The organism is Halomonas sp. N3-2A (genome assembly GCF_002216165.1).
Lineage (GTDB): Bacteria > Pseudomonadota > Gammaproteobacteria > Pseudomonadales > Halomonadaceae > Vreelandella.
On the sequence record NZ_CP022286.1, the window covers coordinates 91886 to 104579 of the forward strand.

Consider the following 12694-nt stretch of genomic DNA (forward strand, 5'->3'; position numbering starts at 1 on the left):
GGGCGTGAATGCGCCTATTGCGGTGCCTCCGACTCCCCGCTAGAAGTTGAACATCTCGGGCCGCGCCTAAACGTATCAGCAATTTGCCCCTTTCGTGCCATGACTGCAACCAAGAGAAAGACGGTCAACCGCTTGCCGACTTCTTTACTTTGTCGAAAGGGCTGCGTCGTCGCCTGAAAAAACAAGGCCACACCTCCAACGCATGGCTGGAGCGGGTGCAGCGCCAGCAGCAACGCCCACTACGCGATGCCAGTGCGGGCGATTAGCGCTGTTGAACGCGCTCAAGATTACTGGATTGCCGGTGACTGTACGGCTGGGCGGTGCCGACACTGACAATCAAGGCCACCGGACGTGGCAGCTATCAGCACACGCGCTTAACGAAACATGGCTTTTCGCGTGGCGTACTAATGCGTCAAAAGTAGGTTCAAGGCTTCTAGACCGACGATATGGTCAAAGCTGTCGTGCAGACCGGCAAGAAAGCGGGCACCTATAGCGGCCTTTTCGCGGTGCGTAAAACGGGTAGTTTTAACATTCAAACTGAAAATGGTGCCGTACAAGGCATTTCGCACAAACACTGCACCGTTATTCTGCGTGGTGATGGCTACGGCTACCACCTCTTACCATCCATTAACCACAAAGGAGGAGCGGGACAGGCGGTGGCGTAATTCAAGTCGTCCTGCAGGCGACGCGCTATCCCTCCTCGCACTAAAAGTACGAGATATCCCGCGTAAAATCTGATGAATCACTTGCATGCTGATAATGCTGGTCGTAGCGCCAGCGAAGACACTCACACTGCTGGCGCAGCACATAAGGATAATGTCGCCCCGTTTCAGCCGCCCGTGGGTCAGGTGGCTTATCCCGCTGCTTCCCTGGAAGAGATCGCTCCTAGGGTAGACGATATTTTGGAAGCCGCGAAATTACTGGCTTCAGCGGCAAAGAAGCTGGAGAAAAGCCGTCAGGAGGAAAAAGAGGCCGAAAAGAGTGCAAGAGCGCTTCAAAAAGAAGCAAATGAGGCTTTCGATGCTCGGCTGGCAAAGTGTGAAACACCGGAGGCACGCTCCTTCGAAGACGTGCAGAAGGATTTGCTAAAAGCGCTTAAGAGACTTGATAAGGCCGTGGGGAGCGCTAGCGAGGAAACAGGAAAATCACAGGACGCTTACAGGGAACTGATCAGTATCATTACTCCATCCCATTGAGTGTTAAACGGCACCGGAGAGAAGCATGCAAAACAGTGTCTCAAGTAATTGTGTGATTAGTCTGCCCCAGGCATTGGCGAACTATAAAAGGATTCTGTCAGCCGCTCAAAGACTTTCATCGTCAGTTAACAAGACGGAGCGCAAGCGCGCCGAGGAGGCCAGGGCTAGGGAACTGACGAGTCGCCTTCGCGAGGAATCGAAAGCCGCTTACAAGGCCTTAGCGGAAGGTGATTTTTCGGGTCAGTTGCGAATCGAAAAGACCATCCAGAGAGATCTCCATAAGGCCAACAATGATGTCGATCGTGCGATTGACGGTGCTAATAAAGAAATAGAGAAATCTGAACAAGCTTACGCGGATTTACTGTCGGTTCTCAGGGGAGGATGATTATCGTGATGTCTGTCTACTGCATAGCGGGCAACTCCCCCCAATGCGTGGTGTAGCTCGGAGCGCAATGTCCAGGCGTTGCCTGCCTGGGGTAACCCTAGCTGTATCGTCCCTCGACCTAATTCCCGGTTGAGTTTGTCGACGGTGGCCATCAGCCTTTCGCTGCGCGTTGCGCCGGCTTCAGTGTGCGGTGTTTCCGTTAGTGTCAGTTGGCGGTTGGCTTTGGGGGATAGATCGAGGAGCATCTCGCCGGCTTTGTGGTAGGCGTAGCCCTTACTCCAGAGCTGTCGCAGACCTTGGATAGCGGCGTGAATTAGCTCGCGGCTGTCGTCTGTCGGACGGTCTAATGTTACCACCACACGATTGCAGTACTAAGGCAAATCAGGTCTAAACGCATTGGTGCGCACAAACACCATGACGGCACTGGTCACGCTGTGCTTCTTGTGTATCTTTTCACACGCTCGGGCGGCGTGCTGACGAAGCATTTCTCGCAGATCGTGGGGGCTATGGGTAATAAGCCCGAACGAGCGGGAGACCATAATCTGCTGCTTGGGCTGGCTCATATCATCCAGCTGAATGGACGGCTGACCGCGCAGTTCCCAGACAATCCGTTCTTGTACCACGCTAAACCGAAGTTGTATCTATTTGGGGCCGGCTTCACGAAGCTGCCAAGCGGTTTCTATTCCCATCACGCGTAACCGTTCGCCGGTGCATTGTGCAATGCCCCATAGCTCGGTTGTCGGCAGCTGTTTGAGCAGGGCTTGGGTGACAGGGCTATCCGTCGTTAACAGGCACACGCCTTGATCTCTGTTGCCCAGGTGTTTATTGGTGGCGTGGTTGGCCTGCTTAGCCAGCACATGGGTAGGCGCGACGGAATCCCCGTCTATTGCTTTACCGTTTGACGTAGCCGATGCCCGCGCGCTTCTATGGTTGAAGGATTAAACCCCTAAAAGCTGACAAAGCTTTCGTCGATGGAGTACACCTCGACATCCGGCGAAAGCTCTGTCAGTCACTTTGGTGGCGCGGTGGCTCATATCACCGTAAAGAGCATAATTATTTGATAAAAGATTGGCTTAGCGGCGGATAGACGGAGATAGTAGGTGTTTGGCGGTGCCCATCTCAATCCCCATTGCTTTAAGCCCATCAGAGCGCGCAACGACACACCCGTCGTTGTTTGAGAGCATGCCTACAGGTCCCCCCTTTAGCGTGGGATTAAATACCCTCTTATCGCTGACGTAAAAATTATTGCAATCGACCAAGGCCATCATAACGGCGTGGCACCTGGCATACTGTGCAGTACATGGGTTACCACGCCCCAGATATGGGCTTCACGTCCATCGGTTGATAAGCAGGATTGCTTGCGCTCAGGTAGGTAGGTTTTCCCACACGCTTTAAGCGCTTAACGGTGAGTTCGCCATCGAGCGCACAAAGAACGTGGCGGCAGGCCGTTTAACGACATAGTGATGCAGATCAATCTCTGCATCTAGATGATCATCGGCAGGACTTGGAAACCCTGCCTGTACGACGCAGGTGAATATAGTCAAGGGTTGCGGAATAGGATTTAGGGAAGCACTGCGTACCCATGATGCAGTGGTAGTCATACGCAAAGTCTCTCTATGTGCTGTATTTATATTCAGTATTTAGAAAGACTTCGCATCCATAAACCCTAAACGAGGATTTACCACTGACTATCTGGTTCTTCTCCAAATTCTTTTAAGGTTGGCGTTGCCAGCGCATCCGCATGGGCAGTGTAAGGCGTTAATCCGTCAAGCATCACCGTTTCCCAATCGCTAAGGCCCACCGCCTCAAAAGGCTGGTGGTGTTCGCGCACGGAGCCCTCTAGCCTCTTTAACGGCGGGTTTTGCCGGTCAACGGCGTTATCGTTTATGCGATGGCGCTCCAATGACTTATCCGTCTGATGCGTTTTCTTCGACATAATGAAGTCACTCGCAAACTAATCCAGGTGTTCTTTACATCATGGCAGCACACGGTAGGCTGTCAACGCATGCTTTTTAGTCTGCCACCGATCACTCCAACGGCATTGTTTTTAATAGGGAATATCCAAGAAGGGATGTGTAAGACAATAGCTCGCCGCCATGGCGCTCTGTTCACCGTCACTGTCTCAGGCGGACATCATCATCGGTAGTTGGAATATTCAGAATTTGGGGTAGAACAACGATAAACGGTTCGACAAAGTGGCCCATGTCGCGGGGCACTTTGACATTTTGGCGATACAAGAGCTGATGAATGAATTAGCGCAGCTTGAGGCCAAGATAGAAGCCATCAGTGGCGAAGCGTGGTCGAGCATGGCCAGCCACGCGCTTGGTCTTAGCACCTACCGTAAGCACTATGGTTTTTTATGGTGAGACTCGGCGGTGTCTTATGAAAGTGGTACGGTGGTCTATATCGACAGTTGAGACGTGTTTGCTTGCGAGCTATTTTCGACACAGTTTCGCAGTAATCGCACGGGACAGGCATTTGCCCTGGCCAACGTTCACATTACCTATAGCAGTAGCATCGGTGACCGGCTACCGGAAATCGATGCCCTAGCCAGCTGTTGGCAGTGGTTTAGAGGAAGTGCACCCGGTTACGCCGCGTTTACTGGCGGGTGATTTCAATCTACGCCCCTCTCACGATGGTTGGGCACCGCTAGGCTAGGTAGGCGCCATTCCCGCGATTACTGACGGTGTTACAACGCTGGGCCTGTCAGCAGGTGTTTGGAGCAATCTTTACGATAATCTCTGGAAAACGCCGGGGCAGCTGACGATCAGCTCCCATTTCCTGAAGTGCTTGATCCGCCTCCAGCGTTTCTGGGCGGACTGGAGCAGTTTGAAGACCATTGCCAGGCTCATGTCCCGGGAACCGCAGTACCGGCTGCGCTTCGTCCTCAGGAGGGCCGTGGTGAGCGTGGACTCGATCGGGTTGGTGGTGCGGATGTGCACCCAATGCTCTGCTGGGAAGTCATAGAACGCCAGCAGTTCGCTCCGATCCTTGGCCGGGCAGTCCATCGCCTAGGGGTACTTGGCGCCAAAGCGCTTCAGCGTTCGGCCGAAGGCCTGATAGGCTGCCTCCCGCGTCTCGGCCATCCAGATCTCGTGTAAGTCGGCTTTGACCTTGGGCTGCATCGACTTGGGCAGCTTGTTCAGTACGTTTGCCGTTTTGTGGACCCAGCAATGCTGATGTGCCGTGGCCGGGTAGACCTTGCTCAGCGCCTTCTAGAAGCCCAGCGCGCCGTCACGGATCGCCAGCCTCGGCGCTTCTGTCAGACCACGTTCTCGCAGGCGCGTGAGCAGCTCTTTCCAACTGGCCTCCGACTCTCGATGACCATCTTCGACGGCTATCAGTTCCTTGTGGCCATGTGCCGTGATACCAACGATTACCAGCAGACAGAGACGATCATCCACGCGGACGTTGCTGTAGACGCCATCTGTCCACCAGTAGACGTGGCGGCGGCCCGCCAGGTCCCGCTGACACTAGGCCTTGTGTTTGTTGAGCCACTGGGCTTCCAATCGCGAGACCGTGTTGGCCGACAGGCCCTTCGCCTGGTCACCCAGCAGAGCCGACAGCGCCTCCTGATAATCGCCAGATTGAGCCAAGTAATTAGCTCCTCAACGCTGCGGGCCCGCTTCAGGTAGGACGGCAACAGTGTGCTGTTGAAGCACGCCTTGCCGCCACTCCGGTCCCGCACCTTGGGCACCTTGACGGTGACGTCACCGATACCGGTCTGCACGGTGCGCTCCGGCAAATAGCCGTTGCGCACCACAGCTTGATGACCGTCCTCCAAGGTCGTGTTGGAAAATTGGGCCAGGAAGGTGGACAGTTCGGCTTCTACGGCCTTGGCGATCAGGTTTCGGGCCCTTTGGCGCAGCATGGCGTATCCACTCGTGTTGATTGAGATCTTGGTCGTGATCAATCAACAGGATACGCCACCCTTCAGGCCTCCTTCCGTACACCAGAAATCACCATAGCTCCATTTCTCCTCTAACGGCCGGTATCGGAAGTCCCGTGCACTGCCTCAAGGAATATCGGACTTGTGACCAATCAATCCACGCGCTTTGCGCCAGTCTGAGGGTGACAGGCCCGTCGCGGTACGGAACATGTAGCCGAATGCCGAAGGGGAGCTATAGCCCAGGTCGAAAGCGATCTCCGTTATGCTGCGGTTCTGCCCCAACCATTCCAATGCCCGGAAAAGACGCATACGCTGACGCCAAAGGCTTAGGGGCATGGCTAGGTCGCTGTGGCAGCGCCGTATCAATGTGCGCTCGGACATACCGTTGGCGTGGGCAAGGTCTGCCATGGATCTCGTATCCGCGGGATGGTCGTAGAGAGTTTCGCAAAGCCGTCTCAGCTTGGGGTGGGAAGGCCAAACCAAGCTGGCCTCGTCATGGGGCTCGCGTTCCAAATGTCGTAAAACGGTTTGATGTAATGCGCAGCGGTAGCTTTGCGATGCAGCATCGGATGGCAGGCCGTCCAACTCTATGATCAGGTGGCGCAGCAGAGAGGAAACCGAGAGCACGCGCACTTGTGCCGGCATATCGATCGCTTCTGTGGAGATGTAGAGCGTGCGAAAGGCCGAGTCTGTCAAGGCCGCCGTCGTATGACGAACGCCTATCGGAATCCAGGCCGCTTGTTCTGGTGTGATCACATGCCAGGACTCGGCAAGCCGGATAATCAAAGTACCTTGCGTCGCATAGACAAGCTGATGCCATGGATGATTGTGCATAGGAAAAATCTCGCCACCCGTCATGTTCTGCGCCCGAAGGTGTAGTAGGGCAGGTAGGCTTGATATTGGTGCTAGAGAGATTTCGTTCCAGTCGCGTGCGCTCATAAAGCTACTTTGGCAGATTTTCGAGTTTTTTTGGCAAATTATCGTGTGTAAGACAATCCCGCTGTCTTCTAAACTGGCGTATACAGATTAGGAGAAGGGAATGTCTACTCATTTTATATCGCAAGTACGGATCATCACCGGTTCTTCTTACACTCGAGTCATGGTTGCGGGGATGTGCGCACTCATTGCCACTGTTGGGTTTGGACGGTTCTCGTTCACGCCTCTTTTGCCGATGATGCGGGCGCAGGCGGATATGAGTGCAATGGAGGGAGGTATGTTGGCTGCCTCCAACTATGCGGGCTATCTGCTTGGCGCAATTATAGCCTCCACTATTCGTGATTTGCAGGTCAAGTGGCTACTTTATCGGGCTGGACTGTTTCTGGGGGTGGTAACCACGCTCGGTATGGGAATGACCGAAGATGCTGCAATATGGGTTATCCTGAGGTTTATCTCGGGCATCGCCAGCATCACCGGGCTGCTTCTGGCGTCGGGCTTGATTTTGAACTGGCTGATCCATCAGGGACATCGGCCTGCGCTTGGTTTGCATTTTGTGGGTATGGGGGTTGGCATTGTTGCGACCGGAATCGTGGTGATGGTTGCCACACCTTACCTGTCATGGGATGCACAGTGGATCACCTTTGGTCTTCTCGGCCTGGTTCTCTCCATTCCGGCTTGGTTTTGGATGCCGTCTCCTCGCTCAGCCTCAAAACCGCATAGCCAAGCACAGTATGGCCAGCAACATAGTGGCCTGACAATCTGGTTGTTGAATGCAGCCTATGCCACTGCTGGTGTCGGGTATGTGGTTTTAGCCACGTTCATCGTAGATATTGTGTCACAACTGCCGTTCTTCACAGAGGGGGCCACCATGGTCTGGGTCATGGTCGGGATTGCCGCCATTCCTTCCGCCTATATCTGGGACCGATTTGCTGATGTATGGGGGAGTATTGTGGCGCTCATTCTGGCATTCGGTTTGCAAATCGTGTCGGTTCTTTTGCTGATGACGGATTCAATGTGGGCCAATCTCGCCGCAGCTATTTTCTACGGCGGGACATTTGTCGGCATAGTGAACATGACCTTGACTGTTGCGGGTAGGATGCAGCCCAAAAATCCCGCCCGTGCAATGGCACAGATGACCATTGGATATAGCATAGCCCAATTCATCATACCAGCAGTCTCGGGCTATCTTGCCCGTGAAAGCGGCAGCTACGCTAGTGTGTTGCCCCTATCTGCCATCATACTTGGGCTGGGTGTGGTTCTGCTCGTGGTTGTCCAGTATCGATTTAATAAAGGAAAGCTTTGACTCGAATGCCCTGAATTCAAGAAATAAGTGTAGTACTTGCTATGTCCTTGACTCCTGGTTCTGTTCAATAATACCTGTGCCTGAGTTCGATAGTTGAACTGCTTCTGAGGGTGGTCATTCAGCTGCATGTCTGCTTTGCACAGCTCGACGTAGGTGACCTAGCAGAATCTCTTAAGAAAGTAGTGCTGTGTCGGGCAGGTCACGTTGCGCTCACGCTTCCTGGAGCAGAGGAGGGGGCAAAAAATTGGCCTCTGCGGCCACCGCCTTGCTTATCGTTACGTAGTCAGGGAGCCCCTAGTCACTGTGTAAGGTGATGGTCTTCACGCATCCCTGTGAGGCTTCAGCAGTCTTTTGCTTCCGCTAAGGCATACTTTTCGAGATAGAGTAGATCTCCAAACGGTACATCGTCAGTACATACACCAGCTTCGCGTGCTATCCTCACATTTCGTTAACTTACTGATTCCAAAGAACTGTACCTTTCGCTCAATTACGGTTGCTTTTGCTTTTGCTTTTTTATCAGTAACTTATTTTTTTAAAAACGAACTCATAATCCCATCCTCTCAAGATATGGAGTCTCCGGTAAAGCCGGGGCGGTCCAGTTGGATAGTTCAATGGAAACCCTTCTTCACCTGTATTGTTCAACTGCGAGAAACGCTCATCCATTCCTTTGGGCGTCTTGATTAGCATCTTCTGGCTAAATGAAAAGCTGTCTGCCTTTAAAGCGCTTGGTCTTATCATCATGCCGAGGGGGTAATGGATAGTCGTTAGCTGAAATTCTTTGACGTATACATATGCTTAAATAAAAACACTGCTTGAGAGTGCTTTATGCAGGATCAGCGACGAGATACGGTGCGGGCACGATATAGTTTGCAAAATTGAGTTTTGGTAAGCCGCTACCATGACATGGTAGGCACCGCTCAGCTGAATGGCCGAGCGGCTCTGTCTTTGTGGGGGGCGGTCATCTCGCCTGGTGATGTCCCTCAATCAGACGACGTACTCTCGGAGCGAAGTGGGCAAAGTCTGGTGTCTGGCGTCCGGCTTCCTTGCCGGCATCGTCCAGCAGGCGTACTTTTAGAATCGCCTTCAGGTGAGGGTGTTGCGCGAAACACTCTACTTCGTCGGCTGTCATGGCTCCACCCTGCAGGCGAAGGGAATGCTGCGATGCGGTAGATAAGGTGTCGGTATATGCAGGGTCAACCGCACAAAGGTAGCGCTTGGCTGCCACGTGTTCACGAATACAAGCGACTACTGCCGGCGGTAGGTGCTGTTCCACTAAGGCAGCGCCGGTGCTTTCGTGACAGCGATCCTCGGTATCGGTGAGGGCGAAGGTGCCGCGGTCCCCGGCGAAGTGGCCGATGTCGTGGAGCAGGGCACCGACAATTATCTCATCGCTCTCACCTTGCTGCTCCGCCAGCCAGGCCCCCTGCAGCATATGCTCGGCCATGGTAACTGCTTCGCCTAAGTAGCTCTTAGCACCTTGCTCGGCGAAAAGGGAGGCGAAGATATTAACAACGTTATCCGGTGTGTGAGTCATGCATCGTCTCCTTGAGCGGAGGTTTCGAGGCAACTCAAGGTGGATAGCAGGCCATCACGATCGGCATAGCAGCCCTGCAACCAGCGCGATCCTTCTCCCGAGTATCCGGTGCGCGCGTGCAGCACCCTGGTGTTGTCGACCAGGAAAGCCTCGCCGGGGGCAAGCTTGAAGGTCACACCCATCTCGGGGGATTCGAGGATCTCTCCGAGGCGACGATAGGCAGCGTAGTAGTCGACCATGTCGGCGTAGGGGATGTCAGAGAAAGGTGCCGCGGAACGGTTGTTGAAACGAAAGCCGATCAATTCGCCGTCCGGGGCGAGCTCGATTAGCGGACGCCGAGTGCGAAGGCAAACGTCGTTGAGGCCGCGATACTCGAAGCGGGCACAATAGCCAGCTAGCAGTTCGAAGCTGCGAGGGTCCTCCTCGCGCAGACGTTGGGCGGCGCAAAATCCGTCTACTACCCGATTGTCGCCGCCAGCCGCTGAGTTCTCCAAACAGTAAAGCAACTGTAGCGTGGGTACCGGATCTCGATAGGGGTTATCAGTGTGAGCCGGTAGTCCAAGACTAGTAAAAGCCAGGTTGGTAGGAGCGATTTCGCTACGTACCTCAAAGTAGCGGCCGTAGTTGGTTTCTCGGACAAAGCCGAACTGGGCAACCACGTCGAGTAGGGCACCGTCCTCGATGGGGCCACCCGTGAGCTTGCCGAAACCGTAACGGCGAATGCCGGCGAGCCACCGGCGTCTGACGGCAGGTTCGTTGCTGAGGGCAGTGATATCTACGCAGGGTAAGTGCTCGGCCAGTGAGGCGTCCCATGTTTCGTATTGCTCGTCGAGCCAGCCGCGTTGGGAAGGCAGTTCGAGATCATAGGCGTGCTGCCAGAGCCAAGCACCGTCATAGACGAACTCTCGGGATTCCGGAGTTATGGTCACGATTAGGCGTCCTTCTTGAACCCGCGCCTCAGTTAGTCTAAGGGTGGAAGGGATATCGGCAAGGCTGATCAAGCGCTGGCCGTTATCGGGAGAACGCGTGGCAGCATCCTGAGCGTTGTCGCGCAGCCATACTGCATGGAAGCGACGTTGTTCGCCTTGCTGGAAGGTTAGCAGAACGGCCTGGCCGTTATCGATAATTTTGACAGTCTGAAGCATGAGACTTTCCAGTGGATGAATGTTGTGCGGTAGTATTTGACGTTTCCACCGGTATAATTACAATCAATGGTTTTTGGGGTGAGAGGTATAAATTTATTATGGCTCAATCCACCATTCTACTTCCTTCGCTGGAGTGGGTGCGGGTTTTTGAATCGGCAGCTCGCCTGGGTAGCTTCACGGCTGCGGCCGGGGAGTTAGGGCTGACTCAGGCCGCCGTCAGCCAGCGTATCAGGCACCTGGAAAAGCGGCTCGGCGTATCTCTTTTCGAGCGTCAGGCGCGGGGGGTGGCACTCTCTCTCCAAGGCGAGGCATGGCTGCCCCATGTGCAGCATGCGCTGGAACGGCTGACCCACAGCGCCGACAGCCTCTTCGCGGCACCGCGTACTCGATTGAGTCTGATGGCATCGGTATCGTTGATCGAACTCTGGGTTGTCCCACGTCTGGCCGCTCTACAGGCCGAAGTTCCCAATCAACAGCTGATTCTCTCAACCATGCATCGCTGGCCGGACTATGCTCAAGCTGAAGCCGACCTGGACATTCGCTTTGGCGAAGGCGTCTGGACTGAACGGACTAGCCATTATCTCTTTGGGGAAGTGCTCACGCCCATGGCTTCTCCTGCGCTTTTGGCTAGTGCTGATGACTGGCGCCGCTTGCCGCGGATCGCCGTGGCTGGGCCACGCTTGGGCTGGCGAGAATGGGATCAGAGGGTGGAGATGGGGCCCGGATCCATACCTATGATGCGTCTGGATAGCTTAGTGCAGGCTCTGCGTGCTGCTGAGGCGGGCGCGGGAGTTCTATTAGGTTCGCTAGCCCTGTGCGAGTCGGCTCTGCAGGCGGGGCGGCTGCGCCGCACGAGTCCGGAAACGCTAACCATGACCGAAGGATACTGGCTGACCTGGCGCAGCACCAGCTTTGCTGAGCACGAGTTCGAGCGTGTGCTGGCGGTTCTGCGCACCCAGTAGGCGTTCACCTGGGGATAGTGCTGAACTGGTTAGGGGTAGCTAGCGATTACTCCATGCCAATTATCGCCAGGTGAAGGACTTGGGCGTAGAAATGCGTTGGGCTATCGGCCTAAGCGTTGGCCGAGCTGTAAGCGAGTGCCACTGGTGAGTGACCAGTAGGTGCTAATGCTGTGCTCGGTATTGCTATCATGCTAAAGGATTATGGGTAGTCGTTAACTGGTGGCTTTCTGATGCTTTAGTGTGTGTTTATAGCACCTTACTATATCCTTCTAAGAGGGAATCCCATGACTAATATCCAAAAACGCAACTTGTTGTTGCAGCTAGCGGCATTTAGATGCCTGTTGGTTGTGAATACCACACAGGCTACTATTTCCTCAGCTGTAGCTAATTCCGAACAAGATAAATCGCCCCGAGTATTCTAGACACCCGTTAGGCTCTTAAAGTAACGCCTTTCATACTCAACCAGTGACAAGCTATCATTTGTGCCGTGTCGGCGCCTTGGGTTGTAAAACATTTCAATGTAATTGAACACGTCACATCTAGACGCTTCGCGTGTTGAATAAATCTGTCGCTTTATTCGCTCTTGCTTGAGAAATTGAAAGAAGCTCTCAGCAACGGCGTTGTCATGACGGTTACCACCTCGACTCATGCTTCCTACCAAGTGATTCGCCTTCAGGTAGCTTTGTCAGTCTCCACTGCTAAACTGGCTTCCTTGGACGCCCTTCTAAGTGTCAAGTGGCGATTTGCGTCTGATTGATCTCCCGATGACGGCTGCGCAGCACATAATAGAGCTCTCGGGCAATATAGCGTTTCAGGCATCGGATGGCTTCCAGCTTGGAGTGGCCCTCTCCCACCCGCCATGCCTGAGTATCGGCATCCAGACGTAGCCGCCCGATAGCGATGATATGCAGCGCACTATTGGCAGCGCGATCGCCACCCCGGTTGAGCCGGTGCCGCTGCGTCTTACCTGACGAGGCAGGAATAGGACTAATGCCACAAAGCGCCGCAAAGCTGGCTTCTGAGCCAAGGCGGTCCGGATTATCGCCTGCCATGATCAGTAGCTGTGGGGCCGTCTCGTAGCCTACTGCTGTTCGCGACACCAATTTTGGTGCCAGCTCATCGACGATAGCCTTGATCATGACCTACAAATCGGCAAGCTCGTCGTGCAGCTCCAGGTAGCGGCGTGCGAGGGATTTTAGGGCGATGCGGTAAGCCATCGTGACATCCCGGTACCCGTTCAAATCGGGACGCCATGCCGCCAGCGCCCGAAGCAACTGTATTCGCGCCATGTTCCTCGACAGATCGCGCAGCTCCCCTGGTGCCGAGACCACTTGAGTCTGGATC

The 12694-nt window shown here is 54.4% G+C and carries 16 protein-coding genes and 4 pseudogenes; 7 read left to right on the forward strand and 13 right to left on the reverse strand.

Translation table 11 applies throughout. The features are described from left to right. The first annotated feature begins 83 nt into the window (after positions 1-83). The 4 genes from CEK60_RS22535 (at position 84) to CEK60_RS00475 (ending at position 1581) form a co-directional block, all read left to right on the forward strand. Complete coding sequence (locus CEK60_RS22535; RefSeq protein ID WP_232471435.1) at positions 84-266, forward strand: hypothetical protein; 183 nt, start codon at positions 84-86, stop codon at positions 264-266. A 180-nt stretch (positions 267-446) separates the two neighbouring features. Beyond that, positions 447-665: a hypothetical protein gene (locus CEK60_RS22540; RefSeq protein WP_232471436.1), complete on the forward strand. Its 219-nt coding sequence runs from the start codon at positions 447-449 to the stop codon at positions 663-665. Positions 666-737: 72 nt separating this feature from the next. Further along, positions 738-1196 carry a hypothetical protein gene (locus CEK60_RS00470; protein WP_089037345.1) on the forward strand — a complete coding sequence of 153 codons (459 nt, stop codon included), beginning with the start codon at positions 738-740 and terminating at the stop codon, positions 1194-1196. A 25-nt stretch (positions 1197-1221) separates the two neighbouring features. Next, the gene (locus tag CEK60_RS00475; RefSeq protein WP_089037346.1) at positions 1222-1581 is read left to right on the forward strand and encodes a hypothetical protein; all 360 of its coding nucleotides are present in this window, start codon (positions 1222-1224) and stop codon (positions 1579-1581) included. Here CEK60_RS00475 and CEK60_RS22945 read toward each other — a convergent pair. The 7 genes and pseudogenes from CEK60_RS22945 to CEK60_RS00490 all read right to left on the reverse strand — a co-directional run bounded on the left by CEK60_RS22945 (position 1545) and on the right by CEK60_RS00490 (position 3517). Then, positions 1545-1826 (reverse strand): DUF4113 domain-containing protein, encoded by a 282-nt coding sequence (locus tag CEK60_RS22945; protein ID WP_446718658.1) that lies wholly within the window; start codon positions 1824-1826, stop codon positions 1545-1547. The two genes, CEK60_RS00475 and CEK60_RS22945, sit on opposite strands and share 37 nt — an antisense overlap. Before the next feature lie 15 nt (positions 1827-1841). Next, positions 1842-2144: pseudogene (locus CEK60_RS22950) on the reverse strand (DinB/UmuC family translesion DNA polymerase); the annotation flags it as partial. 78 nt (positions 2145-2222) lie between these two features. Further along, complete coding sequence (locus tag CEK60_RS22555) at positions 2223-2378, reverse strand: hypothetical protein (protein WP_232471439.1); 156 nt, start codon at positions 2376-2378, stop codon at positions 2223-2225. A gap of 276 nt (positions 2379-2654) precedes the next feature. Then, positions 2655-2849, reverse strand: a complete 195-nt coding sequence (locus CEK60_RS22560; protein ID WP_332459881.1) for a Y-family DNA polymerase — start codon at positions 2847-2849, stop codon at positions 2655-2657. 37 nt (positions 2850-2886) lie between these two features. Next, a complete protein-coding gene (locus CEK60_RS22955; protein ID WP_446718659.1) occupies positions 2887-2967 on the reverse strand; it encodes a hypothetical protein in 81 nt (26 codons plus the stop codon). A 5-nt stretch (positions 2968-2972) separates the two neighbouring features. Next, on the reverse strand, positions 2973-3182 hold the full coding sequence (locus tag CEK60_RS22960; protein WP_446718644.1) for a hypothetical protein: 210 nt from the start codon (positions 3180-3182) through the stop codon (positions 2973-2975). Positions 3183-3259: 77 nt separating this feature from the next. Then, a complete protein-coding gene (locus CEK60_RS00490; protein WP_089037347.1) occupies positions 3260-3517 on the reverse strand; it encodes a hypothetical protein in 258 nt (85 codons plus the stop codon). A 307-nt stretch (positions 3518-3824) separates the two neighbouring features. On the opposite strand from CEK60_RS00490, the gene CEK60_RS22750 reads away from it, so the two are divergent. Further along, positions 3825-3947: a hypothetical protein gene (locus tag CEK60_RS22750; protein ID WP_269768685.1), complete on the forward strand. Its 123-nt coding sequence runs from the start codon at positions 3825-3827 to the stop codon at positions 3945-3947. Positions 3948-4310: 363 nt separating this feature from the next. Here the strand turns inward: CEK60_RS22750 and CEK60_RS00495 are convergent. Further along, positions 4311-5494, reverse strand: a pseudogene (locus tag CEK60_RS00495) (IS256 family transposase). A 102-nt stretch (positions 5495-5596) separates the two neighbouring features. Continuing rightward, a complete protein-coding gene (locus CEK60_RS00500; protein WP_089037348.1) occupies positions 5597-6409 on the reverse strand; it encodes an AraC family transcriptional regulator in 813 nt (270 codons plus the stop codon). Positions 6410-6509: 100 nt separating this feature from the next. Between CEK60_RS00500 and CEK60_RS00505 the strand changes: the two genes are divergently transcribed. After that, positions 6510-7709: a YbfB/YjiJ family MFS transporter gene (locus tag CEK60_RS00505; protein ID WP_089037349.1), complete on the forward strand. Its 1200-nt coding sequence runs from the start codon at positions 6510-6512 to the stop codon at positions 7707-7709. 958 nt (positions 7710-8667) lie between these two features. Here CEK60_RS00505 and CEK60_RS00515 read toward each other — a convergent pair. Beyond that, the gene (locus tag CEK60_RS00515) at positions 8668-9243 is read right to left on the reverse strand and encodes an HD domain-containing protein (RefSeq protein WP_089037351.1); all 576 of its coding nucleotides are present in this window, start codon (positions 9241-9243) and stop codon (positions 8668-8670) included. Then, positions 9240-10388, reverse strand: coding sequence for a 2-trimethylaminoethylphosphonate dioxygenase (tmpA, locus tag CEK60_RS00520; RefSeq protein ID WP_089037352.1), 1149 nt, complete (start codon positions 10386-10388; stop codon positions 9240-9242). Before tmpA ends, CEK60_RS00515 begins: the two co-directional genes overlap by 4 nt. Before the next feature lie 98 nt (positions 10389-10486). Here tmpA and CEK60_RS00525 point away from each other — a divergent pair, with 98 nt between their 5' ends. Beyond that, positions 10487-11350, forward strand: a complete 864-nt coding sequence (locus CEK60_RS00525; RefSeq protein WP_089040804.1) for a LysR family transcriptional regulator — start codon at positions 10487-10489, stop codon at positions 11348-11350. A 418-nt stretch (positions 11351-11768) separates the two neighbouring features. On the opposite strand, the pseudogene CEK60_RS00530 reads toward CEK60_RS00525, so the two are convergent. Next, a pseudogene (locus CEK60_RS00530) lies at positions 11769-12065 on the reverse strand (IS3 family transposase); the annotation flags it as partial. A 16-nt stretch (positions 12066-12081) separates the two neighbouring features. Then, positions 12082-12694, reverse strand: a pseudogene (locus tag CEK60_RS00535) (transposase); the annotation flags it as partial.